This window comes from Streptomyces sp. KL109B (assembly GCF_030766935.1).
In the GTDB taxonomy this organism is placed as follows: Bacteria; Actinomycetota; Actinomycetes; order Streptomycetales; family Streptomycetaceae; genus Streptomyces.
Genome location: NZ_JASERL010000001.1, coordinates 205920 through 232052 on the forward strand (window position 1 = coordinate 205920; position 26133 = coordinate 232052).

19 protein-coding genes are annotated in these 26133 nt (G+C 72.4%); 8 read left to right on the forward strand and 11 right to left on the reverse strand.

The features are described from left to right. Positions 1-203: 203 nt before the first annotated feature. On the reverse strand, positions 204-899 hold the full coding sequence (locus RBJ65_RS01025) for a copper homeostasis protein CutC (protein WP_306322909.1): 696 nt from the start codon (positions 897-899) through the stop codon (positions 204-206). Between the two features lie 214 nt (positions 900-1113). Here RBJ65_RS01025 and RBJ65_RS01030 point away from each other — a divergent pair, with 214 nt between their 5' ends. Together RBJ65_RS01030 and RBJ65_RS01035 are read left to right on the forward strand one after the other, a co-directional pair. Beyond that, positions 1114-3411, forward strand: coding sequence for a cation-translocating P-type ATPase (locus RBJ65_RS01030; protein ID WP_306322908.1), 2298 nt, complete (start codon positions 1114-1116; stop codon positions 3409-3411). A gap of 231 nt (positions 3412-3642) precedes the next feature. Further along, a complete protein-coding gene (locus tag RBJ65_RS01035) occupies positions 3643-4743 on the forward strand; it encodes a glycosyltransferase 87 family protein (protein WP_306322907.1) in 1101 nt (366 codons plus the stop codon). 247 nt (positions 4744-4990) lie between these two features. Here RBJ65_RS01035 and RBJ65_RS01040 read toward each other — a convergent pair whose 3' ends face one another. Both RBJ65_RS01040 and RBJ65_RS01045 read right to left on the reverse strand, forming a co-directional pair. Continuing rightward, positions 4991-6634 (reverse strand): DNA repair helicase XPB, encoded by a 1644-nt coding sequence (locus tag RBJ65_RS01040; RefSeq protein ID WP_306322906.1) that lies wholly within the window; start codon positions 6632-6634, stop codon positions 4991-4993. A gap of 86 nt (positions 6635-6720) precedes the next feature. Further along, positions 6721-9270 carry a helicase C-terminal domain-containing protein gene (locus tag RBJ65_RS01045; RefSeq protein ID WP_306322905.1) on the reverse strand — a complete coding sequence of 850 codons (2550 nt, stop codon included), beginning with the start codon at positions 9268-9270 and terminating at the stop codon, positions 6721-6723. Between the two features lie 250 nt (positions 9271-9520). Here RBJ65_RS01045 and RBJ65_RS01050 point away from each other — a divergent pair, with 250 nt between their 5' ends. Continuing rightward, entirely contained in the window at positions 9521-10588 is a 1068-nt protein-coding gene (locus RBJ65_RS01050; protein ID WP_306322904.1) for a hypothetical protein, read from the forward strand. Between the two features lie 10 nt (positions 10589-10598). Here RBJ65_RS01050 and RBJ65_RS01055 read toward each other — a convergent pair whose 3' ends face one another. After that, entirely contained in the window at positions 10599-11552 is a 954-nt protein-coding gene (locus RBJ65_RS01055) for an iron-siderophore ABC transporter substrate-binding protein (protein WP_306322903.1), read from the reverse strand. Between the two features lie 66 nt (positions 11553-11618). On the opposite strand from RBJ65_RS01055, the gene RBJ65_RS01060 reads away from it, so the two are divergent. Beyond that, on the forward strand, positions 11619-12272 hold the full coding sequence (locus RBJ65_RS01060; protein ID WP_306322902.1) for an HAD family hydrolase: 654 nt from the start codon (positions 11619-11621) through the stop codon (positions 12270-12272). Here the strand turns inward: RBJ65_RS01060 and RBJ65_RS01065 are convergent. Next, complete coding sequence (locus RBJ65_RS01065; RefSeq protein WP_372341425.1) at positions 12251-12544, reverse strand: hypothetical protein; 294 nt, start codon at positions 12542-12544, stop codon at positions 12251-12253. The two genes, RBJ65_RS01060 and RBJ65_RS01065, sit on opposite strands and share 22 nt — an antisense overlap. Positions 12545-12698: 154 nt before the next feature. On the opposite strand from RBJ65_RS01065, the gene RBJ65_RS01070 reads away from it, so the two are divergent. Beyond that, a complete protein-coding gene (locus tag RBJ65_RS01070) occupies positions 12699-13082 on the forward strand; it encodes a cold-shock protein (protein ID WP_306322900.1) in 384 nt (127 codons plus the stop codon). Between the two features lie 90 nt (positions 13083-13172). On the opposite strand, the gene RBJ65_RS01075 is transcribed toward RBJ65_RS01070, so the two are convergent. The 4 genes from RBJ65_RS01075 to RBJ65_RS01090 form a co-directional block, all read right to left on the reverse strand. Then, complete coding sequence (locus RBJ65_RS01075; RefSeq protein ID WP_306322899.1) at positions 13173-14063, reverse strand: 1,4-dihydroxy-6-naphthoate synthase; 891 nt, start codon at positions 14061-14063, stop codon at positions 13173-13175. Beyond that, complete coding sequence (locus tag RBJ65_RS01080; protein WP_306322898.1) at positions 14060-14755, reverse strand: futalosine hydrolase; 696 nt, start codon at positions 14753-14755, stop codon at positions 14060-14062. The genes RBJ65_RS01075 and RBJ65_RS01080 overlap by 4 nt, the downstream gene beginning before the upstream one ends. Continuing rightward, positions 14725-15204: a DUF2771 domain-containing protein gene (locus tag RBJ65_RS01085; protein ID WP_306322897.1), complete on the reverse strand. Its 480-nt coding sequence runs from the start codon at positions 15202-15204 to the stop codon at positions 14725-14727. The genes RBJ65_RS01080 and RBJ65_RS01085 overlap by 31 nt, the downstream gene beginning before the upstream one ends. A 121-nt stretch (positions 15205-15325) precedes the next feature. Next, on the reverse strand, positions 15326-16696 hold the full coding sequence (locus RBJ65_RS01090; RefSeq protein ID WP_306322896.1) for an MFS transporter: 1371 nt from the start codon (positions 16694-16696) through the stop codon (positions 15326-15328). A gap of 346 nt (positions 16697-17042) precedes the next feature. Between RBJ65_RS01090 and RBJ65_RS01095 the strand changes: the two genes are divergently transcribed. Together RBJ65_RS01095 and RBJ65_RS01100 are read left to right on the forward strand one after the other, a co-directional pair. Continuing rightward, on the forward strand, positions 17043-17972 hold the full coding sequence (locus RBJ65_RS01095; protein ID WP_306322895.1) for a DUF3027 domain-containing protein: 930 nt from the start codon (positions 17043-17045) through the stop codon (positions 17970-17972). Between the two features lie 169 nt (positions 17973-18141). After that, complete coding sequence (locus tag RBJ65_RS01100; RefSeq protein WP_372341424.1) at positions 18142-21561, forward strand: sacsin N-terminal ATP-binding-like domain-containing protein; 3420 nt, start codon at positions 18142-18144, stop codon at positions 21559-21561. A 71-nt stretch (positions 21562-21632) separates the two neighbouring features. On the opposite strand, the gene RBJ65_RS01105 is transcribed toward RBJ65_RS01100, so the two are convergent. Continuing rightward, positions 21633-24062 carry an HAD-IC family P-type ATPase gene (locus RBJ65_RS01105; RefSeq protein WP_306322894.1) on the reverse strand — a complete coding sequence of 810 codons (2430 nt, stop codon included), beginning with the start codon at positions 24060-24062 and terminating at the stop codon, positions 21633-21635. A gap of 30 nt (positions 24063-24092) precedes the next feature. After that, positions 24093-24398: a DUF2530 domain-containing protein gene (locus RBJ65_RS01110; RefSeq protein WP_306322893.1), complete on the reverse strand. Its 306-nt coding sequence runs from the start codon at positions 24396-24398 to the stop codon at positions 24093-24095. Between the two features lie 266 nt (positions 24399-24664). Between RBJ65_RS01110 and RBJ65_RS01115 the strand changes: the two genes are divergently transcribed. Further along, complete coding sequence (locus RBJ65_RS01115) at positions 24665-26119, forward strand: NCS2 family permease (RefSeq protein ID WP_306322892.1); 1455 nt, start codon at positions 24665-24667, stop codon at positions 26117-26119. The last annotated feature ends 14 nt before the right edge of the window (positions 26120-26133 follow it).

Sequence of the window (26133 nt, forward strand, 5' to 3'; positions counted from 1 at the left end):
CGAGGCTTGATATGCCGAACCGTCGTTACGCCCCCCGGGGCTGGATTTGCCGGACCGGCGGTCTTGGGATGCGGGCGGGAATCAGACCCGATCAAGCCCGTCCGGCGATTGAGGACCGGGGTTCGGGGCGGAGCCCCGGTTTTCAGCCTCGCCGGCGTTTGAGGCGCGGGGTCCGGGGTGGAGCCCCGAGGCGTGGGGGCGGGTTAGGTGTCCAGGGCGTTTCGCCACACCCGGACCGCGTCCGCCGAAACGGGGGCCGACCAACCCGCGGGGCGACTCGCTCCGCCGATGTGGAACGCGGAGACACCCGCCGCCCGCAACCCCGGCACGTGGTCGAGGCGGAGCCCCCCGCCCACAAGGATTTGTTGCGTGTAACCGGGGTCGCCGCACGCGGAGCGGGTCGCCTCCGCGAGGAGTACGTCGAGCCCCGCGTCCACCCCGTCCGCCGACCCGGCCGTGAGGTACGTGTCGAGCCCCGGCAGATCGGCGAGCTGCTTGCGCAGCGCGTCCCGGTCGGCGGCCCGGTCGATGGCCCGGTGGAAGGTCCAACGGCAGCCGTCGAGCTCGGCCACGAGCTCCTCCACGGCGGCCAGGTCGGGCCCACCCTGCTCGTCGAGGAAGCCGAGCACGAACTCGTCCGCTCCCGCGGCCCGCAGCTCCCGTGCCGCCCGCACCAGCGCCCCCGTGTCCCCGGCCGCGAACCCGTCGGCCAGTCGCAGCATCACGCGCAGCCGGATGTCCACGGCGGACCGGATCGCCGTGAACGTCTCCACGGAAGGCGTGAGCCCGTCCGCGGCCATGTCCGTGACCAGCTCGAGCCGGTCCGCACCTCCGGCCTGAGCGGCGACCGCGTCCTCGGCGTCGAGGGCGATCACCTCCAGGACTGCACGCTCGCTCATGGGTCTCCAGACAGGTCTAGTCCAATGGTCCGCCTGCTCACTTTACGCCGCGCGCGGGGCGAGCGCGACGCGACTTCCGATACCGCTGTCCGACCCTCGGTGGCCCCCTTGCATTGCATACCCCCTAGGGGTATAAATGGATCTCGTGAGAAGGTACCCATAGGGGGTACTCGGAGGAATTTCGAATCTCGCTCCCGTCAACCGAGGAGGCATCATGTCGGCGCATACCGTCGTCCCGCCCGCAGAGGTGGAACTCACCATCGGCGGCATGACCTGCGCGTCGTGCGCCGCACGTGTCGAGAAGAAGCTGAACCGCATGGACGGCGTCGAGGCGACCGTCAACTACGCGACCGAGAAGGCCAAGGTCAGCTACGCGGAGGGGATCGAGGTCGCGGACCTCGTCGCCACCGTCGAGGCCACCGGCTACACGGCGCGCGAGCCCGAGCCCCCGGCCACGTCCGGGGCGGGCGGCAGCGATCAGGAGGACAGGGAAGACTCCGAGGGGGACAGCCGCGAACTGCGCACGCTGCGCGAGCGGCTCATCACCGCCGTCGTGCTCGCCGTCCCCGTCATCGCGATGTCGATGATCCCGGCCCTCCAGTTCGAGTACTGGCAGTGGCTGTCCCTGACGCTCGCCGCGCCCGTCGTCGTCTACGCCGCCTGGCCCTTCCACAAGGCCGCCTTCACCAACGCGCGGCACGGCGCCGCGACGATGGACACCCTGGTCTCGGTCGGCGTCTCCGCCGCGTTCCTGTGGTCGCTGTGGGCGCTGTTCTTCGGCACGGCCGGCATGCCCGGCATGACGCACCCCTTCGAGCTGACCATCGCCCGCACCGACGGCGCCGGGAACATCTACCTGGAGGCCGCGGCGGGCGTCACCGCGTTCATCCTCGCCGGCCGGTACTTCGAGGCCCGCTCCAAGCGGAAGGCCGGAGCCGCGCTCCGGGCGCTGCTGCACCTGGGCGCCAAGGACGTGACCGTCGTACGGGACGCGGGGGACGGCGGTCGTCGCGAGGAGACCGTGCCCGTAAGCGAGTTGAAGGTCGGGGACCGCTTCCTCGTACGGCCCGGCGAGAAGATCGCCACCGACGGCGCCGTCGTCGAGGGCTCCTCCGCCGTGGACGCCTCCATGCTCACCGGCGAGTCCGTGCCCGTGGAGGTCGAGGCCGGCGACGCCGTCACCGGCGCCACTCTGAACGTCGGCGGGCGCCTCGTCGTCGAGGCCACCCGCGTCGGCGCCGACACCCAGCTCGCCCGGATGGCCAAGCTCGTCGAGGACGCGCAGAACGGCAAGGCCGCGGCCCAGCGGCTCGCCGACAAGATCTCCGGCGTCTTCGTGCCGATCGTCATCGGGCTCGCCCTCGCCACGCTCGCCTTCTGGCTGCTGAAGGGGGAGGGCCTGACGGCCGCCTTCACCGCCGCCGTCGCCGTACTGATCATCGCCTGCCCCTGCGCCCTGGGCCTCGCCACCCCCACCGCCCTCATGGTCGGCACCGGCCGCGGCGCCCAGCTCGGCATCCTCATCAAGGGCCCGGAGGTCCTGGAGACCACCCGCAAGGTCGACACGATCGTCCTCGACAAGACCGGAACCGTGACGACGGGACGTATGACGCTGCTCGGCGCGCACACCGCCGAAGGCGTCGAGCGGGCCGAAGTGCTGCGCCTCGCGGGCGCGTTGGAGCACGCCTCGGAGCACCCGATCGCGCAGGCCGTGGCGACGGGCGCCGCCGAGGAGGTCGGTACCCTCCCGACTCCCGAGGACTTCGTGAACGTCGCCGGGCTCGGCGTCCAGGGCGTCGTCGACGGGCACGCGGTGCTCGTCGGGCGCGAGGCGCTGCTGAAGGAGTGGGAGATCCACCTCCCCGAGGCGCTCGCGAAGGTGAAGCGGGAGGCCGAGGAGGCCGGGCGTACGGCGATCGCCGTGGCCTGGGACGGCGAAGGACGCGCGGTCCTGGAGGTCGCCGACGCGGTCAAGGAGACCAGCGCCGAGGCGATCGAGCGGCTGCGCGGGCTCGGCCTGCGGCCGGTGCTGCTGACCGGGGACAACGAGGCCGTGGCCCGTTCCGTCGCCGCGGAGGTCGGCATCACGGATCCGGCGGACGTCATCGCTGAGGTCCTTCCGCAGGACAAGGTCGACGTCGTCAAGCGCCTTCAGGGCGAGGGGCGTTCGGTGGCCATGGTCGGCGACGGCGTCAACGACGCGGCGGCGCTCGCGCAGGCGGACCTCGGGCTCGCGATGGGCACGGGGACCGATGCGGCGATCGAGGCCGGGGACCTCACCCTCGTACGAGGTGATCTGCGGGCGGCGGTCGACGCGATCCGGCTCTCGCGCAGGACGCTCGGCACGATCAAGAGCAACCTGTTCTGGGCGTTCGCGTACAACGTGGCGGCGATTCCGCTGGCCGCGGCGGGGCTGCTCAATCCGATGATCGCGGGGGCGGCGATGGCGTTCTCGTCGGTGTTCGTGGTGGGGAACAGCCTGCGGCTGCGGAGGTTCCGCGGGAGTTACTAGAGCGCGCGGCGACGTGGCTGGGGTCGCGGGGCTCTGCCCCGGGCCCCGCTGCTCAAACGCCGCAGGGGCTGGTCAAACGCCGCAGGGGCTGGAAAGACGCTATCCGGGCGTGAGGTGGCGCTAGCGTCGCCTGGTGTGACCGTTGGAACACTCTATGTCCGCCTTTCTTGCCTCCTGTTCGCTCTTTCCCTCCTCGGCCTCCTCGCCCTCTGCGTTACGCGGCCCACGCCCATGGCGGACGTGCTCGTGTACCGGGCCGAGGGGGCCGCGGTCGTCAACGGTGGGGATCTGTACGGGTTCGCCGTGACGGAGTGGCGGTTGCCGGCCACGTATCCGCCGTTCGCGGCGCTGCTGTTCGTGCCGGCGGCGTGGGTGCCGTTGCCCGTGCTCAAGGCGGTCTTTCTGCTCGGCAACGTGGCGCTGGTGGTGGTACTGGTCCGGCTGTCGTTTCGTCTCGCGGGGCTGCGGCGGGTGTCGTGGGCGGTGGTGTGCGGGGGCGCGGCGTTCGCGCTGTGGCTCGAACCGGTCTTCCAGACGGTCCTGTTCGGGCAGATCAACCTCGTCCTCGCCTGCCTGATCCTCTGGGACCTGGCGCGGCCGGCCGGGGCGGCGGGCAAGGGCCTCGCGCTCGGCGTCGCGACCGGGATCAAGCTCACGCCCGCCGTCTTCATCGTGTACCTGTTCCTGGCGGGGCGACGGCGGGAGGCCGCGTACGCGGTGGGTGGCTGTCTCGGCACGGTCGCGGTGGGGGCGCTCGTCCTGCCGTTCGCCAGCTGGGAGTTCTGGACGCGCAGGCTCTACGAGACGGGGCGGGTCGGCAAGGCGTGGATCGTCGACAACCAGTCCTTGCAGGGGCTGGTCGGGCGGGTGCTGCACGTCGAGCAGCCGGGTCTGTTGTGGCTGGTGCCGGCCGGGGTGGTCGGGGTGGTGGGCCTGTACGCGGCCGTGCGCACGGCGCGCCGCGCACCGGCGAGTGGGGTGGTCCTCGCGGCACTCACCGCGCTTCTGGTCTCACCCATCAGCTGGTCGCACCACTGGGTGTGGTGCGTGCCGTTGATCGTGGTGCTGTGGGGGGAGGGGTGGCGGCGGACGGCGTGCGTGACCGCGGCCCTCTTCACGGCCCGCACGATGTGGCTCCTCCCCCACACCGGCAACCTGGACCTCCACCTCCCTTGGTGGCAACAGCCCCTGGCCTCCCCGTACCCCCTGCTCGGCGTCGTCGTCCTCCTCCTCGCCTACGCCGCGGCCGGACCCCGCCGTGATGCGTGCGCCGCACCGGGGGCCGCCTTGCCCACCCTGCCGCCCAAGGCGGCAGATTGCCCAAGGCGGTAGGGGGCGGGTGGTGGGAGATGGCCGGCCAAACCAAGCCCCTGCGGCGTTTGAGCAGCGGGGTCCGGGGCGGAGCCCCGATCTTTTGGGCCTCGGTGGTGGATGACCACAATCAAGCCTCGCCGGCGTTTGAGGCGCGGGGCACGGGGCGGAGCCCCGATCTTTTCCAGCCTCGCCGGCGTTTGAGGCGCGGGGTCCGGGGCGGAGCCCCGTGGCGTAGGGGGAGGGTGACCGTGAACAGGGAGCCCGGTCAGCTTTCCGCGAGGAGGTCGTCCGCGTCGACGATGCGGTAGGCGTACCCCTGCTCCGCCAAGAACCGCTGGCGGTGCGCCGCGAAGTCCTGGTCAATCGTGTCGCGGGCGACAACCGAGTAGAAACGGGCCTCGTGCCCGTCCGCCTTCGGCCGCAACACCCGCCCGAGCCGCTGCGCCTCCTCCTGCCGCGACCCGAACGTCCCGGACACCTGAATCGCCACCGTCGCCTCCGGCAGATCGATGGAGAAGTTCGCGACCTTCGACACGACGAGGACGTTGATCTCGCCCTCCCGGAACGCGTCGAAAAGCTTCTCCCGCACCGCGTTCGTCGTCTCCCCCTTGATGACGGGCGCGTCCAGGTGCTCACCCAACTCGTCGAGCTGGTCGATGTACTGGCCGATGACAAGCGTCTGCTGACCCGCGTGCTTGCGCACCAGCGCCTCGGTCACCTTCCGCTTCGTCGCCGTCGTCGCACAGAACCGGTACTTCTCCTCGGTCTCGGCGGTCGCGTACGCGAGCCGCTCCGAGTCCGTCAGGTTCACCCGCACCTCGACACAGTCGGCGGGCGCGATGTACCCCTGCGCCTCGATCTCCTTCCACGGCGCGTCGAACCGCTTCGGCCCGATGAGCGAGAAGACGTCCGACTCGCGCCCGTCCTCACGTACGAGCGTCGCCGTGAGCCCGAGCCGCCGCCGCGCCTGAAGGTCGGCGGTGAACTTGAAGACGGGAGCCGGCAGCAGATGCACCTCGTCGTAGACCACGAGCCCCCAGTCACGGGAGTCGAACAGCTCCAGGTGCGGATACACACCCTTCCGCTTCGTCGTCAGGACCTGGTACGTGGCGATGGTGACCGGCCGGATCTCCTTCTTCGTACCGCTGTACTCGCCGATCTCGTCCTCGGTCAGCGAGGTCCGCTTCACCAGCTCGTGCTTCCACTGCCGCGCCGAGACGGTGTTCGTGACGAGGATCAGCGTCGTCGCCTTCGCCTCGGCCATGGCCCCGGCGCCGACCAGCGTCTTACCGGCGCCGCACGGCAGCACGACGACACCGCTCCCGCCGTGCCAGAAGTTCTCCACCGCCTGCTTCTGGTACGGGCGCAGGGACCACTCGGACTCGTCGAGGTCGATCGTGTGCGCCTCGCCGTCGACGTAACCCGCGAGGTCCTCGGCAGGCCAGCCCAGCTTCAGGAGCGTCTGCTTGATCTGGCCGCGCTCGGAGGGGTGCACGGCGACGGTGTCGGCGTCGATACGGGCGCCGACCAGCGGCTGGATCCGCTTCGAGCGGAGGATCTCCTCCAGGATCGGCCGGTCCGTGGTCGTGAGCACGAGCCCGTGCGCCGGGTGCTTGCTGAGGGTGAGCCGCCCGTAGCGGTCCATCGTCTCGGCGACGTCGACGAGCAGCGCGTTCGGCACCGGGTAGCGGGAGAACTGCACGAGCGCGTCCACGACCTGCTCCGCGTCGTGCCCGGCGGCCCGCGCGTTCCACAGACCGAGCGGCGTCACCCGGTACGTGTGGATGTGCTCGGGAGCACGCTCGAGCTCGGCGAACGAGGCGATCGCCCGGCGGCATTCGTCGGCCTGCTCGTGGTCGACCTCAAGGAGCAGGGTCTTGTCGCTCTGGACGATGAGTGGACCGTTCACGTACGCACATCCCTTCGGCACAGGCTTCGGCACAAGGCGCGGGCCAAACGTCCAGTGTGCCGCATCCCCGCGTGATCCCCGCGTGCCTACGTTTCCGAGAGCTCGGCCACACCCGTCACCCGGTGCAGCGGATACGTGCGGACCTCGTCGGCCGTGTGGTCGTAGGCGGTGACGAAGCCGCCCTCGACGCGGACGGGGGCGATGACGCGCTGGCTGGCGGCGCCCTCCGCGTTGACGTAGCCGATCCACAGGGCCTCGCCGGTGAGGACGGCGGCCTGCATCGTGGCGAGGGTCTCGGCGGACGTGGTGCGGGGGAGTTCGCCGTTGCCGGGGTGGGCGGGGGCCGGTTTGCGGGGAGCCGTGGAGGCGGCGTCGCCCGCGCGGATGGCGCGCAGGGCCGCGTCGACGAGCGTGGGGTCGGGGAGCGGCGGGCCGTCGGGGACCGGTTCCGGGGCGGTGCGGGGCGGGGTGCGGTGGGCGTGCGCGCGGGCGATCAGGACGTCGCCCTCCGGGGTTTCGGCGGCCGGGGCGAAGCCCATGGAGCGCAATCCTTCGAGGAGCGTGCCGGGGTCGGCCTGCGCCGCGAGGACGGTGGGGGCGAGGCGGCGCAGGCGCAGCGGCGCGGCCCGCTTGTCGGCCAGGATCTCGCCGAGTACGGCGTCGTCGTCGCAGCGCACGTAGGCGCTGGCCGCGCCGATCCGGAGGTGGCCGTGGCGGCGGGCGACGTCGTCGATGAGGTAGGCGAGGGGCTGGGGGACGGGCGTACGGGAGTGTTCGGCGAGGAAGGTCTGGAGGTCGGATGCGGTGCGGCCGGCGTCGAGGGCGCGGCGGACCGAGCCGGGAGTGAAGCGGTAGACCGTGGCGCCGCCCTTCGACTCGATGTCGGCGAGGACGGAGAGGGCGTCGGCGAGGGGGCGTTCGAGGGGGCCGGGGGCGACGGCGGTGAGGTCGGCCTGGAGGAGGACGTGGTCGAGGGGGTCGGGGAGGAGAGGGGCGAGGAGCTGTGCGGCGCGGGCGGCCGGGGTTGCGGTCTCGGGGCTCTGCCCCGGACCCCGCTGCTCAATCGCCGCAGGGGCTTCAAAGGCGGGGCGCTGCCCCGGGCCCCGCTGCTCAAGCGCCGCAGGGGCTCCAAAAGCGGAGGCGCCCGAAGTGGGGGCACCTGAAACAGGCGGTTCGAGCAGGACTCGGCCGTGGGACGAGAGGGCGCCGCGGCCCGTGATGCCGAGGAGTTCGGCCTCCGTGAGGGTCCAGTGGGCGAGGTGGGTGCGGAGGTCGAGGGAGGCGGGCGAGGGGCGTTCCCAGGTGAGGCGGTCGGTGATCGAGTCGGGGTCGGGGGCGGCGCCCTCGGGCAGTTCGGTGGCGAGGAGGGTGAGGACGCGGTGGCGTACCTCGGGAGCCGCCGAACGGTCCAGGTGGGGGCCGAGGGCCGACAGCGTCCGGTCCTTGCCGTCGCGGCCGCCGACCAGGCCCGCCGTGCGGGTCGCCGGGAGCCAGGCCGCGGCCAGCCGTTCCCAGCGCTGGGCGGGCGGCAGCAGCACCCACTCGTCGTACGCGGGGGTCGCCGCGTACCGCTCGTCGGCCTCGCCGTCGGAGGCCAACAGGCCCGCGGCGTAGGCGAGTTCGACCCAGAACGCGGCGGTCGGCTCGGTGCTGTCGAGGGCGACGGCGGTGCGCTTGAGGTCGCGGACGCTGAGGCCGCCGGCCCGGAGCACGGCGGGGCCGCCCTCGTCCCAGTCCTTCAGCAGCTCCTCGACGGTCGCCACCGCCGTGTACGCCTCGGCGGCGGCGGTGGCGTCCACAACCTGTGGACGGTGCGTCGCCTTCTCGCGTACGGGCGGTGCGAGCGGTTCCAGCTCGCGGTGCGCGTGGCCGCCGCGCAGGTGGAGCGCCGCCTCGCGGGGCAGCACCACGGTGCCGGGGGTGGTCGGGACGAGCAGGCCGCGGTCGAGCAACCACCGCAGGTGCGCCGCCGGTTGGGCCGTGATCTGGCCGTACGGGGGTCCCCACACGAGGCGGTTCAGTACGTCGAGGGCGTCGGTCGGCGCCTCGTCGAGCAGCGCCGACATCCGGGTCGGGTCGGTGAACAGGGCGGTGAGCGCGGCCACGGCGGAGACCGGGTCGTGTGTCGACGGCAGGCCCGCCGCCGCGACGATCTCCTGCACACGTCCCGGCGACATCCCGGACGTGGCCTCGGCGACGGTCGGGCCGAGGCCGGTGGGGGACGGGTGCTGCGGGGTGGGGGTGAGCAGTTCGCGCGCGGTGCGTACGAGCCGGAGCTGGCCGTCGCCGCCCCAGGCGAGCGCCTGGTCGCGGAGGGTGGCGACGGCGCCGGGGAGCGCGGCGGCGGCGTCCTCGCCGGGGAGGAGGCCTTGGAGGGTCTCGTACGTCGTCGGGTCCGGGGCCACGGCGAGGGCCTGCGCCACCTGCTGCGTGAAGCGGTCGAGGCGGTCGAGGGCGCGGATGACGGAGGCGCGGGTGCCGGCGCGGGTGGCGAGCTGGGTCATGTCGTTCGGCACGGGGCCGAGCAGGTCGGGGCGGGCTCGCAGGAGGCGTGCGAGGGAGGCGTCGTCCCATGCGCGGAGCGCTTCCGCGAGGGAGCGGGGTGCTGCCGCGGTCGTCTGCTCGTCGCTGCTCATCCCACCCACGGTAGCGGTCTTCGCCTCCCGCACCGTCGTTACGGCCTCGGGGCTCCGCCCCGGACCCCGCGCCTCAATCGCCGGCGGGGCTTGATTGCGCCGGTGGGGCTTGAGCGGAGGTTGGTTTATCAAGCCTCTGCGGCGATTGAGCAGCGGGGTCCGGGGCAGAGCCCCGGGGCGGGGGACCGGACGGGCGCGCGCATCCGCGATACCGTCGGAACGTCAACAGCGCCACCCCGGAGGGGACTTCGTGGGGATCGAGAGTGATCGGATCGTCCTCGACTACCTGAGCAAGGTCGGAGACCTGGCCCAGTCACGGCAACTGCCGTCGTCGACAAGAATGCGCCTCGTCGCGGAGCTGCGAGGCGAGATCGACCGGCGCCGCGCAGCGGGCACCGCCGACAGCCCGGCCGCCGTCCGCAAGCTGATCGGCCGCCTCGGCACCCCCGACCGGATCGTCGCCGACGCCGACGGCGGCGACGGCACCTTCGACTTCCGCGGCGTGGCCGAGGAGCCCGAGCAGCGCAAGGGCAAGGGCACCCTCGGCCGGGTCGTCCCCAAGGCCCGCGTCCCCCGCCTCCCCCGCGCCCTGCGCAAACCGCCCCCGCCCGAACCCCTGGAGGGCACCGTCGTCGAGGACGACGGCCCCGCGCCGCCGCACCTCGCGGGCACCGACGAACTCGGCACGGTCGAACCCGTCGACTGGTGGCGGGCGGCGGACGGCCGGCCCGGCACCGAGATCGACGACGTGCCGGGGTTCGTCGGAGGCGTGGAGATCCCGGACATACTCAGGCCGCCGGGCGCCGCCACCGGCGGCCCCGACCTCCGTAAGCGCCCACTCCCGGAACCCGTCGCTGCAGTGGACGACGACGAGGAAGACGAGGAAGAAGGGGAGGTGGAGGCAGAGGGCGGGCGCGCCCGTGGGGCCCGTCGGCTGCTTCCCCGCCGCGCCGCCCGCGCCGCCCTCGGAGGCCGTACGTCCTTCACCCAGCCGCTCCTCCTGCTCGCCGCCGCGGCCCTGGTCGTCGGCGCCGTGCTCGGCAACGTACTCGTGCTGCTGATCGGTTGGGCCGTCGTCTACCTCTCCCGGCAGCTGACCGTCGGACAGAAGAAGTGGGCGGTGTTCGGCCTCCCGGGGATCGCCGCGATCACCGGCATCGTCTGGCTGTGGGGGCGCGGCGACGGGCGGTGGGGCGAGCCGATACCCGGCGGCCGGCTGAGCGGCGCGCTCGACGAGACATGGCCGTGGGTGCTGCGCTGCGCGGCGCTCGCCTCCGCGCTGTACCTGGTGTGGCGGGCGCGCTCACCTCGCGTCTGACCCCCGCGGGTCACCGCGACAGGTCGGACTCGATCTCCGCGAGGATCTGCTTCGCCGCCGTGTACCCGGCCCCCTGACCCCACAGCTCGTCGTCGACCGTGTAGACCCGGTTGTCCCGCACCGCCCTGATGCCGCGCCACTGCGCGCTCGTCGTCGCCTCGGTGACCTGGGCGCGGCCCGGATTCCCGTACGTGGACGTGAAGATGGCGTCCGCGTCCGCCCGGCCGACCTGCTCGGCGCCCACCTCGAACGAGGCTCCGTGGCCGCCGACGCCCACGTCGGACAGGATCGAGCCGAGAGGCGTCTGCTTCCCGTACACGTGGATGTCGGAGCCCGCGACGAACCGGACGAAGTTGACGTCGGTCCGCGCCGCCCGGCTCTTGCCGCCGATGGCCTTGATGACGGCGGCGACCCGGCTCTTGTACTGGGCGGCCACCTGCTCGGCCCGCGACTGCTCCCCGAGCGCGGAGGCGTGCACGAGGAAGTCCTCCTTCCACGCGGAGCCACCGGAGCCACCGGAGCCACCGGAGCCACCGGCGTTCCCCGTGAGGACCGTCGGTGCGAGGGCGCTGAGTTGCTTGTAGCGCTTCCCGTTCGCGGCCTCGGTACCGAGGATCAGGTCGGGCTTGAGCCCGGCGATCTTCTTGAGGTCGGGGGCGCCCGCCGCCCCGCCGACCTTCTTGATGCCGCTGGTCTCCGACGTGGGCAGGTACGAGGGGACGGAGGCCGCGCCCACGGGCCGCACCCCCAGCGTGACCGCCGAGTCGAGCTCCGCGCCGTCCAGGACGACCACCCGCTCGGGGTGGTCCTTGACCTTGACGTCGCCCATGGCGGTCCTGACCGTATGGCTGCCGGTCGCCTTGGCGGCGGGCTTGGCGGCGTTCTCGTCGTCGTCCGAGCTACAGGCGGAGAGGGTGAGCGAGAGGGCGAGCGCGGCGCCGATCGCGAGGCGGGTGTGGTTCATGGGGGCCCATGGTGCCCTTGGGATCGCCTTCGGGGAAGCCGTCACCGGGGAGGGAGAATGATCCCCATGGCTCCCCACACAGACCCCACCGACCCCGCCACCCCCACCGGTCCCACCGTCGGCTTCGATCTCGACATGACGCTCATCGACTCCCGCCCCGGCATCCGCGCCACCTGGGTCGCGCTGTCCGAGCGCACCGGGCTGCGGATCGACCCGGATCTGATCGTCTCGCGCCTGGGGCCGCCGCTGACCGAGGAGTTGGCGTACTGGTGCCCGCCGGAGGACATCCCGGCGATGGCCGACCTCTACCGTGAGATGTATCCCACATACGGCATCGAGCCGACGCTGCCGATGCCGGGGGTCCGCGAGACCATCGACGCCGTGCATGCGGCGGGCGGCCGGGCCATCGTCGTCACCGCCAAGTACGAGCCGAACGCGAAGCTGCACCTGGCGCACCTCGGCATCGACGCGGACGCCGTCATCGGCGACCTGTGGGCCGAGGGCAAGGGGCACGCGCTGCGCGAGCACGGCGCGAGCGTCTACGTCGGCGACCACGTCGGCGACGTCCGCGGAGCCCGCACCGCGAACGCCCTGTCCGTGGGTGTCACGACAGGGCCCTGCGACGCCGCCGAGCTGCGGGAAGCCGGCGCCGACGTGGTGCTGGACGACCTGACCGGGTTCCCGGCCTGGCTGGCGGGTTACGTGGCGGAGCGCGCCTGACGGCGCTGCGCGGCGACGCCCCGTAGGACGCCCGCCGCGGCGATGAGGAACCCGACGCCCATCAGCATGCACACCGCGTACGCGACGGGCGGGAACGGGTCGGTGTGGAGGAACAGCGGCGCCACCGTGACCAGGGTGGCGATCGCCCCCACGATGAAGACGATGCCGCCGGCTTTCACGAGGCCGTCGCCGGGGCCGGTCTCGGCCGCCGCGGAATTGGCTTGGGTTTTGTCGCGCACCCAGCCAGGGTAGTTCCCAGCGCAGAGAGACAACCACGGGCCAAGCGCAGACCGCATCTTGTCACCCGGCCCGAGACCAATAGTCTTGGTGACGGCGGGTCGGACCACGGCCCGCTGTCCTGCTATCCAGACCCCTTCACCCCGTTTATCCCGGCGATTTCTTCTAGTACGAGGACGAGGACTTCACGTGCCTACCGGCAAGGTCAAGTGGTTCAACAGCGAGAAGGGCTTCGGCTTCCTCTCCCGCGACGACGGCGGTGACGTCTTCGTGCATTCCTCCGTACTTCCCGCAGGCGTGGACGCCCTCAAGCCCGGTCAGCGGGTGGAGTTCGGGGTGGTCGCGGGGCAGCGCGGCGACCAGGCGCTCTCGGTCACGATCCTGGACCCGACGCCGTCGATCGCTGCGGCGCAGCGCCGCAAGCCGGACGAACTGGCGTCGATCGTCCAGGACTTGACGACACTCCTCGAGAACATCACGCCGATGCTGGAGCGCGGCCGCTACCCGGAGAAGGCGGCGGGCAAGAAGATCGCCGGTCTACTGCGGGCGGTGGCCGACCAGTTGGACGTCTGAGCCGTCCCATCCGCCTTTTGAGCCCCTGCGGCGATTGAGCAGCGAGGTCTGGGGCAGAGCCCCGGACCTCAGCCCCGTTGGGGCCCGCCGTTACGGGAACGCGAGCGCATCCGGCGCAAGGGCCGGAACCAACCCCTCCGCGGCAGCCCGCGTCAGCAGACCGCGGATCGCCGCATACCCGTCCTCGCCGAGGTCGGCCGTGAACTCGTTGACGTACAGGCCGATGTGCTGGTCGGCGACGGCCGGGTCCATCTCCTGCGCGTGCGCCATGACGTACGGGCGGCTGGCCTCGGGGTCCTCCCAGGCCATCCGCACCGAGGTGCGCACCGCGTCCGCGTAGCCGCGCAGCTTCTCCGCGCCCAGCGAGCGGCGGGCGATGATCGCGCCGAGCGGGATCGGCAGGCCCGTCGTGGCCTCCCAGTGCTCGCCCATGTCGGCCAGCTTGTGCAGGCCGTAGTCCTGGTACGTGAAGCGGGCCTCGTGGATGACGAGTCCGGCGTCGATCTTGCCGTCGCGCACGGCGGGCATGATCTCGTGGAACGGCATGACGACGATCTCGCCGACCCCGCCACCGGGCACGACATCGGCCGCCCACAGGCGGAACAGCAGGTACGCGGTGGAGGTCTCGCTCGGCACCGCGACCCGCTTGTCGCTCAGGTCCACGCCCGGCTCGCGGGTCAGGACCAGCGGTCCGCAGCCCCGGCCGAGCGCGCCGCCGCACGGCAGCAGCGCGTAGTCGTCGAGGACGTAGGGCAGCACCGCGTACGACACCTTGAGCAGCTCGTACGCGTCCTCGCGGCGTTCGGCGACGCCGTTGGTGATGTCGATGTCGGCGAAGGTCACGTCGAGCGCGGAGGCGCCGGGGACGCGGCCGTGGGCCCAGGCGTCGAAGACGAAGGTGTCGTTCGGGCAGGGCGAGAAGGCGATACGGGTGGGGGCCGTCGTGCCCGTCGTGCCCGTCGTATCCGTGGTGTCCGTCATGTGTTCTTCCAACTCTCCAGTACGGGCGCGGTCTTCCCGAAGGCGGAGGCCAGCGCGGCGAGTGCGTCACCGATGCGCCAGGCGTCGCGGTCGCGCGGTCCCACGGCGTTGGAGACGGTGCGGATCTCGGCCACCGGCACCCCGTGCGCGGCGGCGGCCTCGGCGACCCCGAAGCCCTCCATCGCCTCGGCCACGGCGCCCGGGTGACGCTGGGCGAGCAGCGCGGCGCGGTCGGCGGTGCCGGTCACCGTGGAGACGGTGAGCACGGTGCCGACGGTGGCGGAGGAGGCCGCGGCGAGTTCTCGTACGAGGGACTCGGGCGGCGTGTGGGTGACGGTGCCGAAGCCGAGTTCGGTGACCGGGACGAAGCCTTCGGCGGTCTCGGCGCCCAGGTCGGCGACGGTGATCGCGTCCGCGACCAGGACCGCGCCGGGGGCCGCGGTGAAGCCGCCGCCGATACCGGCCGAGACGACCAGCGTGTAGGGGGAGCCCGCGAGTTCGGCCTTCGTGAGGGCGGTCGCGGTGCCGGCCGCCGCGGCGGCGGGGCCCACGCCGACGGCCACGACATCGAGGGCCGGATGGTCGTGCAGCGCGCCCGCCACCGCGTCCCGTTCGGCCGGGACGGCGGTGGCGATGAGCACGCGGGGTGCGTCGGTGTTCGTCAGGAGTCCTTCTCGAGCTTGAACGACCACAGGCCGTACGCCTTGGAGTTGCCGCCCTCGAGGATGGTGACGGTGGTCGCACCACCCGAGGCGCCGTACTGCTGATTGAAGAAGACGCTGCCCGGAACGGTGCGGTAGGTCTTCTTGCTGGAGTCCGTGAGCGGCTGGCCGTTCATCAGGAGCGTCCAGCCCTTGTCGGCGATCTCCGGGTCGACACCGAAGCGGACCGTGGCGTCCGGGTCCACCTTGATGGACTTGGCGTCCTTCGCGTCCTTCAGGCAGCCCTGGAGCGAGGTCGGCTTGAGCGCGTCGCCGTCGTTGTAGCAGCTGGCCTCGGAGTTCACCGAGTTGCGGTCCACCGTGACGGTGGCCAGCGGAGTCGGCTTGTCGCAGGCGGAGAGGACGAGCAGTCCGGCGCCTACGGCACCGACGGCGGCCAGGGCGCGGCGGTGGCGCGCAACGAAACGCTGGGAGGTCATGGCGGAAGGCTATCTGGCGGCGCCCGTCCGGCTCAGGGTGGGGGAGCGGGTGTCGCGTTTGGGCGGCTCAGGCGGTTCAGGCGGCTCAGGCGGCTCAGGCGGCTCAGGTGACTTGGGCGGCTCAGGCGACACGGGCCCGGGGCGCGGGCGAGCCGTGCCGGGCGGCGGCGAGCAGACCGCGGACCGTCGTGAGCCAGCCCGCCGCCACGATCGCCGCCGCGACCGAGAGCCCGAGCACTCCGTTGAGCGGCAGCGCGATCCCGATCGCCCCGCCCACCACCCACGCCATCTGCAACAACGTCTCCGCACGCGCGAACGCCGACGTACGCACCGCCTCCGGGACGTCCCGCTGGATCGTCGCGTCGAGGGACAGCTTGGCCAGCGCCTGCGCGAAGCCGGCGACCGCGCCCAGGCACGCCGTCATGTACGCGCTGAAGAAGACGGCGGACGTGATCGCCACACCGAGCACGACCGCGACCACGGTCACGATGATGACCTCGGGGGCGCGCGCCTTCAGCCACGCCCCGACCGCCGTGCCCAGCGCGTTCCCCGCCCCCGCCGACACCCCGACGAGGCCGAGCGAGACGGCCGCGCTCTGCCCGCTCAGCGGGTGCTCGCGCAGCAGGAACGCGAGGAAGAAGATCAGGAATCCGGACAGGCAGCGCAGCGCGGCGTTCGCGGCGAGCGCGTGGGTGACGGCCGGGCCGACCGTCCGCAGCCCCGGCTTGCGCTGCCGCTTGACCGGCCCGTGCAGATGCGCCTCGTCCGCCGCGAGCAGCGCCTTCGCCTCGCCGCGCGCCGAGTCCACCTTGGGCGGCATCGAGTACGAGAGGAAGACCCCGCACACGTACAGCACGAACGCCCCGTACAGCGGCCAGCGCGGTCCGATCGCCTGGAGGCCCGCGCCGACCGGCGCCGCCGCGCCCGTGGCGAGCAGCCCGCCGAGCGTCACCCGCGAGTTCGCCTTCACGAGTGAGAAGCGCGGCGGCAGCAGGCGCGGCACGACCGCCGAGCGCACCACGCCGTACGCCTTCGACGCGACGAGGACGCCGAGCGCCGCCGGATACAGCTGGAGCCCGCCGCCGGCCACGGCGCCCGCGAGGACGAGCGCGAGCAGCGCCCGCGCCAGCATCGACGCGGCCATCGCGGCGCGCCGCCCGTGCGGCAGCCGGTCGAGCAGCGGACCTATGACGGGGGCGAGGAGCGTGAAGGGGGCCATCGTGATCGCGAGGTACAGGGCGACCCGGCCGCGCGCCTCGTCCGTCGGCACGGCGAAGAAGACCGTCGAGGCGAGGGCGACCGTGACCATGACGTCGCCCGCGCCGTTCAGCGCGTGCAGTTCGATCAGTTTCCCGAGCCCCGACTCGCCCGCGCCGTGCGCGTGCGTCGCTTTGCGGATGCCACGTGCGGTGCCGGTGAAAGGGAGGTGCAGGGCGCGGCCGATTCTGCGGACGGCCGTCGGCGCGTCCGTCGTGCGCGAAGACGCGCGCACCGACGAACGGGGCGAACGGGACGACGACCCACCGGCTGTCACCCCGCCATGGTGCCCCTTGTTCGGGCGTACTAGTGCGGATATGGACAGGCTGGTCGGCTTTCCGGCCAGGTGCGGCTCGTACGTCGGTGTGGGCGCAGGGCGTGAGAAGAGGTAGCGTGCGTAGCGCGCCCGCGGCGGTTGTTCTCGGCCGCGCGCCTCTCGGCCATCCCGCAGAATGGATGGCGTAGGTGCGCCCGGAACGTCGGGCGCGAACGTCGACGCGGCCCTCCGGTCCGCTCCGTCCGCGCTCCCGCCACAAGCAAGCGGCGCACCCGTGAGACGGCGTAGGAGAGAAGCGATACCTGTGAGCGCAGCGACAACGCGAAGCCGCACCCCTGACCGTCTGTGCGCGGAGGCGGTGGACATCGCCCGGGCCGCGGCAGAAGAGGCCGCCGCGCCTGGGGTGGTCGGCGAGCACGTCGACATGGTCGTCGAGGGCGACCGCGTGGTCACGCATCTCTTCGAGTGCAAGGAATTCGGCTACCGCGGCTGGCGCTGGGCGGCGACGGTGGCGCGGGCTTCGCGTGCCCGTTACGTGACGCTGGACGAGGTCGTCCTCCTTCCCGGGCCCGACGCCCTCCTCGCCCCCGAGTGGGTGCCGTGGAGCGAGCGGCTGCGCCCCGGCGACCTGGGCCCCGGCGACCTGCTCCCCACCGAGTCCGACGACCTGCGCCTGGAGCCCGGCTTCACCGGCGAGGACACGCCGCCGCCGAACTCGCCGGTGTCCGAGGACATGGCGGAGCTCGTCGAGGCCGAGGACGTCGAGGTCACCGAGGGCCCGGTGGCGGCGCTGCCGGTGGCCCCGACCCGTGGCTCGATCGCGTCGGTCGCCGAGGAGCTCGGCATGCGCCGGGCGCGGGTGCTCTCCCGGTACGGGCTGCATGTCGCGGCCGACCGCTGGGAGGACTCCTTCGGCGCGAAGACCCCCATGGCGCAGGCGGCCCCCGCCACGTGCGTCTCCTGCGGCTTCCTCGCCCCCATCGGCGGCTCCCTCGGCCAGGCCTTCGGCATCTGCGCCAACGAGTTCGCGCCTGCGGACGGCCGGGTCGTGTCCCTCTCGTACGGCTGCGGTGGCCACTCCGAGGCGGCCGTCATGCCCAAGGCCCCGCGACCGGCTCCGCCGGTGATCGACGAGACCGTGGTGGACGTGCTGCCGCTGCGCCCGGAGGCGGACGCGGGCTCGGTCGGAGCGGTGGCCTCCGGCGGTGGCGACGACGACCTGGGCCACTCTTAGGCCACATCACGGGTGGGCCCAATCAAGCCTCTGCGGCGATTGAGCAGCGGGGTCCGGGGCGGAGCCCCGAGGCGTCAACCACGGTGCCGCCGCATGCCCACGGCAGGGCGGGGAACTCTGCGCGATACGGTTCGGCCGATCACGACCACGCAGCCCAGAGGAGTCACCCGTGAGCGTCAGCAGAATCGCGCGCCCGGCGCCCGAAGGCGTCGACCCGTTCGGCACCGCGCGGCTGCGCCACACCGTGCTCGACGCGTGGGCGGGCAGCGCCGCCCGCTTCCGGGAGGACGCCAACGCCGAGGAGGACCTCGCGCTCGGCGGCTACCGCGACCGGCTCGTCGTCGAACTCGCGCAGAACGCGGCGGACGCCGCCGCCCGCGCCGGCGTCGAAGGGCGGCTCGCGCTCACCCTGAAGGACGGCGTCCTGGCCGCCGCCAACACCGGTGCCCCGTTGGACGCGGCGGGCGTCGAGTCGCTGTCCACGTTGCGGGCGTCCGCGAAGCGGGAGGCCATCGACGCGGAGACCGCCGTGGGGCGGTTCGGCGTCGGCTTCGCGGCCGTGCTCGCCGTCTCCGACGAGCCCGCGGTGGTGGGGCGCAGTGGGGGCGTGCGGTGGTCGCTGACGGACGCGCGGATCGCGGCGGCGGACGCGGCGGTGCGGAGTGCGGACCTGGGGGACGAGTTGCGGCGGCGGGACGGTCATGTGCCGTTGCTGCGGCTGCCGTTCGCGGCGGAGGGCTCCGCCCCGGGGCCGTACGACACTGTGGTCATTCTTCCGTTGCGGGATGCGGCGGCGGAGGCGTTGGCCTCGCGGCTGGTGGACGGGGTCGACGACACGCTTTTGCTCGCGTTGCCGGGGTTGACGGAGGTGTCCGTCGCCACGGAGGCGGGGGTGCGGGTTCTTCGCCGTGCGGACGAGGCGCCCTACGTCGTGATCACGGACACGGGGGTGCGGCCTCGGGGCTCCGCCCCGGACCCCGCGCCTCAATCGCCGGCGGGGCTGGATGTGTCGGAACCGGCGTTGCGGCCTCGGGGCTCCGCCCCGGACCCCGCGCCTCAATCGCCGGCGGGGCTTGATTTGCCCGGACCGGGGCTTGAGTTGGCCGGACCAGGGCTTGATTTGCCCGGACCGGGGGATGGCGGTGCCGTCACCGGCTTGGGCAGTCTGCCGCCTGGGGCGGCAGGGTGGGCAAGGCGGCCCACGGTGCCGCGTAACGATGCGGGGGCGTCGGCCACGGCGTATCGCACGGTCACCCGCACCGGCGAGCTCGACGCCGGGCTGCTCGCCGACCGGCCCGTCGAGGAACGGCTCCGGCCGAGGTGGGCCGTGACCTGGGCCGTCCCGGTCGACGCCGAAGGCGCCCCGCAACGGCCGCGCAGCGCCCCCGTGCTGCACGCGCCCACCCCCAGCGACGAACCCCTCGGCGTACCCGCCCTGCTCATCGCCTCCTTCCCCCTCGACACGGCCCGCCGCCACGTCGCTCCGGGCCCGCTCACCGACTTCCTCACCGAACGCGCCGCCGACGCGTACGCGGAACTGCTCGGCGGGTGGCGGCCGGTGGGCCCCGGGATCCTGGACCTGGTGCCGGGACCGCTCGGCAAGAGCGAGCTGGACGGCGCCCTGCGCGCCGCCGTGCTCGAACGGCTGCCGCGCACCGCCTTCCTGCCCCCGGCCCTCGAACCGGACGGCGAGGACGGCGAGGACGACCGGCCCGTCTCCCTGAAGCCCCGGGACGCCGAGGTCGTCGAGGGTGCGGGCGCCGACACCGTGCGGGTCCTCGCCGACGTGCTGCCGAGCCTGCTGCCCGCCGGGCTCGAACGGCGCGTGGAACTGCGGACGTTGGGCGTCGCCCGGGTCCCGCTGACCGAGGCCGTCGACCGGCTGGCGGGCCTTGAGAAGGAGCCCGGCTGGTGGCGGCGGCTGTACGAGTCGCTCGCCGGGGTCGACCCCGACCGGCTGAGCGGGCTGCCCGTGCCGCTCGCCGGTGGGCGCACCACCATCGGGCCGCGGCAGGTGCTGCTGCCCACCGCCGAGGCGTCCACCGTTCCCGGTGAGGCGCTCGCCCGGCTCGGGCTCAAGGTCGCGCACGCCGACGCCGCCCACCCGCTCCTGGAGAAGCTGGGCGCCCTGCCCGCCACCCCGAGAGCCGTGCTGCGCACCCCGCAGGTGCGCGCCGCCGTCGCCGCCTCGCTCGACGACGAGGCCGCCGCCTGGGACGACGAAAACGCCCTGGACGCCGACGAGTTGGCCGACGTCGTGCTCACGCTCGTACGCGACGCCCACCTCGACGTCGGCGACGAGCCCTGGCTCGGCGCCCTCGCCCTCCCCGACGAGGACGGCGAACTCGCCCCCGCCGCCGAGCTCGTGCTCCCCGGCAGCCCCATCGCCGCCGTGCTGCGCGAGGGTGAACTCCCGTACGTGGACGGGGACATGTCCGACAAGTGGGGCCAAGGGCCGCTCGCCGCCTGCGGCGTCCTCGACACCTTCGCCCTCGTCCGCGCCACCGACGTCGTCCTCGACCCCGACGAACTGGAGCCGCGCGACAGCGACTTCCCCGAGCCGGACGACGCCGGTCTCCTCGACGCCGTCGACGTGTGGTGCGAGGACGTACTCGACCAGCTGCCGGACACTCCCGTGCCGCCCGTCGCCACCGAGCTGATCGCCGTACGGGACCTGGATCTCGTCGACGAGGAGCGCTGGCCGCAGGCGCTCGCGCTGCTCTCCCGGCCGCCGCTGCGCGACGCCCTCACCCAGCCCGTCCGCGTCCTCCTCCCGGACGGCACGCACGAACTCGTCCGCCCGTACACCGCCTGGTGGCTGCGCGGGAACCCGGTGCTCGACGGCCGCCGCCCCGCCGGACTGCGCGCGGAGGGCGGCGACCCGCTGCTCGTCGGCCTCTACGAGCCGGCCGACGCCGCCGGCTTCGACGACGAACAGGTGCTGCGCGCCCTCGGCGTCCGCACCTCGGTCGCCGCGCTCCTCGACGAGCCCGGCGGCGCCGCCGAACTCCTCGACCGCCTCGCCGACCCCGAGCGCCCCGTCGAGCCCGCCCAACTGCACGCCCTCTACGGCAGGTTGGCCGACCTCGACCCCGAACAGGTCACGCTGCCGGACGAGTTGCGTGCCGTGCGGGACGGCGAGGTCGTGGTCGTCGACGCCCGCGACGCGCTCGTCGCCGACGCCCCCGACCTGATCCCGCTCACGGAGGGGCGTGCTCTCCTGCCCGTCACCCCGACGAGGGCGGCGCAGCTCGCGGAGCTGTTCCAGGTGCGTCGGCTCAGCGAGGCCGTCGACGCGGAGCTCACCGGGCCGGAAGGCGCCGAGCACCCCGTCCCCGATTCGGTGCGCGTCCTGCTCGGGGCCGCGACCCCGGCCTCGTACGTCGAGCACGAGGAGCTGTACGTCTCCGACGTCGAGGTCGACTGGCGCCGCACCCCGGACGGGGTCGTGCACGCGGCCACGCTTGAGGGGGTCGCGGCGGGCCTCGCGTGGGCGGCGGGGCAGTGGCCGAGGCGGTTCGAGGTCGCGGCGCTCCTGGAAGACCCGTCCCGTACGGGTGAGCTGGCGCGGGACCGGTGGTTCGACTGAGGCCGTAACCCCTCAGCCCCTGCGGCGATTGAGCAGCGGGGTCCGGGGCAGCGCCCCGGGCCGCAACGCCGTCATGCCGGAAACCTGCGCCCGACCCACTTCCACAACACCTCAAGCACCCCCGCCGCAACAACCGCCACCCCGACGGCCGTCCACGGCATAACCGCCCCCACCAACCTCAACGCGAAGAACTCCTGCAGCCACGGCACCACAAGCACCAGCAGAAACCCGAGCCCCATCGCCGCGACCAGCCCCACCCGCCACCACGTATACGGCCGCGCGATGATCGCCAGCACCCACATCGAGATCAGGAACAGCGTCAGCGTCGCTGAACTCGTCTCCGCGGCCAACGCCCCCGTCCCCTCGTAGTAGTGACGGGCCACCAGATACATCGCGAACGTGGCGATCCCCGCGACGGCCCCGCCCGGAATCGCGTACCGCATCACCCGTCGTACGAAGTTCGGGCGCGCCCGCTCCTTGTTCGGCGCGAGGGCGAGGAAGAAGGCCGGGACGCCGATCGTCAGGGTCGACAGGAGCGTCAAGTGGCGTGGCAGAAAGGGGTATTCGACCTGGAAGCAGACCACGAGCAGCGCGAGCAGCACCGAGTAGACCGTCTTGACCAGGAACAGGGTGGCGACCCGCGTGATGTTGCCGATGACGCGGCGGCCCTCGGCGACCACCGAGGGCAGCGTCGCGAACGAGTTGTTGAGCAGCACGATCTGGGCGACGGCCCGCGTGGCCTCGGAGCCGGAGCCCATCGAGACGCCGATGTCGGCGTCCTTGAGGGCCAGCACGTCGTTGACGCCGTCGCCGGTCATCGCGACGGTGTGGCCGTGCGCCTGGAGCGCGCTCACCATGTCCCGCTTCTGCTGTGGAGTCACCCGGCCGAAGACGGTGCCTTCGTCGAGCGCGTCGGCCATCTCCGCCGGGTCCTTGGGCAGCGTACGGGCGTCGACGGCCTGGTCCGCGCCTTCGAGGCCGAGCTTTCCGGCGACGGCGCCGACCGAGACCGCGTTGTCGCCGGAGATGACCTTGGCGCGGACGTTCTGCTCGGCGAAGTAGTGGAGGGTGTCGCCCGCGTCGGGGCGCAGGCGCTGTTCGAGGACGACGAGGGCGGTCGGTTCGGCGCTCTCCACGATGCCCGACCCTTCAAGTCCCTTGGGGGCGCGGGCGAGCAGCAGGACGCGCAGGCCCTGGAGGTTGAGCTCCTCGGTGTCGGCGAGCGCGGGGTGGCCCTCGGGCAGCAGCACGTCGGGCGCCCCGAGGAGCCACGCGCTGTCCACGCCGTTGCCCTCGCTGAACGCGGCGCCGCTGTACTTGCGCGCGGAGGAGAACGGCAGGGCCTCGGTGACGCGCCAGTCCACGCTGTCCGGGTAGGCGTCGATGATCGCCTGGAGGGAGGCGTTGGGGCGCGGATCGGACTCGCCGAGTGCGCCGAGCACCTTGCGTACGTACGCCTCGTCGGGCGCGGCGCCGCCGTCCCCGAGGAGCCGCAGCTCGCTCACGTCCATGCCGCCCTCGGTGAGCGTCCCCGTCTTGTCGAGGCAGACCGTGTCGACGCGGGCCAGGCCCTCGATCGCGGGGAGTTCCTGGACGAGGCACTGTTTCCGGCCGAGTCGGATCACGCCGATCGCGAAGGCCACCGACGTCAGCAGCACCAGGCCCTCGGGGACCATCGGCACGATGCCGCCGACGGTGCGGGCGATGGAGTCCTTGAGGTCGTTGTCCTTGACGACGAGCTGGCTGATGATCAGGCCGAGCGCGGTCGGGATCATCATCCACTGCACGTACTTGAGGATCGTGGAGATGCCGGTGCGCAGCTCGGAGTGGACGAGCGTGAACCGGCTCGCCTCCTCCGCGAGCTGCGCCGCGTACGCCTCTCGGCCGACCTTCGTCGCCGTGAATGCGCCGCCGCCGGCGACCACGAAGGAGCCGGACATGACCTCGTCGCCGGGCTGTTTGAGGACGGGGTCGGCCTCGCCGGTCAGGAGCGACTCGTCGATCTCCAGGCCGTCGGCCTCGGCGCAGCTCCCGTCGACGACGATCTTGTCTCCTGGGCCGATCTCGATGAGGTCGCCGAGGACGATCTCGGAGGTGGAGACGCCGACGGCGACCCCGTCGCGACGCACCGTGGGCCGGGCCTCGCCGATCACGGCGAGGGAGTCGAGGGTCTGCTTGGCCCGCCACTCCTGGATGATGCCGATGCCGGTGTTGGCCAGGATGACGAAGCCGAAGAGGCTGTCCTGGATGGGCGCGACGCAGAGCATGATCACCCAGAGCACGCCGATGATCGCGTTGAACCGGGTGAAGACGTTCGCGCGCACGATGTCCGCCACGGACCGCGAGCTGCGCACGGGTACGTCGTTCACCTCACCGCGTGCGACGCGCTCGGCGACCTCCGCCCCGCTGAGCCCGGCCGCCCGTGACGGCATCGGTGTCGCGCCGACCGGATCGCCCGGATCGCCCGGATCGAGTTCGGCGCCCGCCTCGATGTGCGTCATGAAAACGACGGTACGGGCGATTTCGGGGGTTTACCCCTCGGATGCGGCACTTTCACTGTCGGTGACCGCTCCGGCCTCCCCGGCCGCCTCTGCCGCCGCCGCCCGCTTGAGCGCGGCGTCGCGCCCCCTGACGTACCAGATCCCGAGCAGTCCGAGCCCGCCGCCGGCCAGGCAGCACCACACCCACCAGGTGATCCCGCGGTCGTCGAACCAGCCATAGAACGGCAGCTGTACGAGGAAGAGGACGAACCAGAGGATCGTGCCACCGACGATGGTGGCGACCACGGGCCCCTCAAGGGGTTCGGGTGCCTCGTGCCTGGGGGTCCACTTCGCCATGTGCACAGCTTACGAGGAACCACCGACAACCCGGTACAAGCCCCGCACCGCAGAGGTCTACGCGCGGAGATAGCAAATTCGGCCTCATATGTTCATACTGAAACGGCCTGAGTCTGGCCACTTCTGTTCGTACGAAACACCAGCGGAAACATCGGGGTAACCCGCAGGTGACCACATGAGCACCAGACTCGATCACGCAACACGATCACACGGCTCGATCACGCACCCCGCCCGTATGCCACCGCTGAATACCGCTGAGGTCATCCATGTCCACTTCGGCCACCACCCCGGTCGATGTCAACGACTCGCCGCCGCCGGCCCCGAAGAACGGCTTCGACCGCTACTTCAAGATCACCGAGCGCGGCTCGACGATCCCGCGTGAGATCCGCGGCGGCCTCGCCACGTTCTTCGCGATGGCCTACATCATCGTGCTCAACCCGATCATTCTCGGTGGCGCGAAGGACATGTACGGGCACCAGCTGGACAACGCCCAGCTGGTCACCGCGACCGCGCTGACCGCCGCGTTCACCACGCTGCTCATGGGCGTCATCGGCAACGTCCCGATCGCGTGCGCGGCCGGTCTCGGCGTGAACACGGTCGTCGCGCTGCAGCTCGCGCCGCGCATGTCGTGGCCGGACGCGATGGGCATGGTCGTCCTGGCGGGCTTCGTCGTGATGCTGCTGGTCGCGACCGGCCTGCGGGAGCGCGTCATGAACGCGGTGCCGTACGGGCTGCGCAAGGGCATCGCGATCGGCATCGGCCTGTTCATCCTGCTGGTCGGCCTCGTCGACTCCGGCTTCGTGACGCGTATGCCGGACGCCGCGCAGACCACCGTCCCGCTGCAGCTCGGCACCGGCGGTCACCTGCTCGGCTGGCCGGTCCTGGTCTTCGTGCTCGGCGTGCTGCTGACGCTGGCGCTGATCCTGCGCAAGGTGCCGGGCGCGATCCTGCTCTCGATCGTCGCCATGACGGTCGTCGCCCTGATCATCAACGCCGTCGCCGACATCGACCCGATGTCCTGGGGCCTGACCGTGCCGTCCTGGCCCGGCAACCCGGTCTCCAGCCCGGACTTCTCGCTCATCGGGCAGGTCAGCCTGTTCGGCGGCTTCGAGAAGGTCGGCATTCTCACCGGCATCCTCTTCGTCTTCACCGTGCTGCTCTCGTGCTTCTTCGACGCGATGGGCACGATCATGGGCGTCAGCGAGGAGGCGCATCTGACCGACGAGAACGGTCAGATGCCCGGCATGAACAAGGTGCTGTTCATCGACGGTGTCGCCGTCGCCGCCGGTGGTGCCTCGTCCTCCTCGGCCACCACCTGCTTCGTGGAGTCCACGGCCGGTGTCGGCGAGGGCGCCCGCACAGGTCTCGCCAACGTCGTCACCGGTGTGCTGTTCGCGGTCGCGCTGTTCCTCACGCCGGTCGTCACGATGGTGCCGTCCCAGGCGGCCACGCCCGCGCTCGTCGCGGTGGGCTTCATGATCCTGGCCGGTGGCATCCGTGAGATCGACTGGGACGACTGGACGATCGCCATCCCGGCGTTCATCACGATGCTGATGATGCCGTTCACGTACTCGATCACGAACGGCATCGGCATGGGCTTCATCAGCTTCACCGTGCTGCGCGTCGTCGCGGGCCGGGCCAAGGAGGTGCCGGTCGCGATGTACGCGGTCGCCGCCGTGTTCGTCTTCTACTACCTGATGCCGGCGCTCGGCCTCACGTAGCGGCCCCCGTGAGC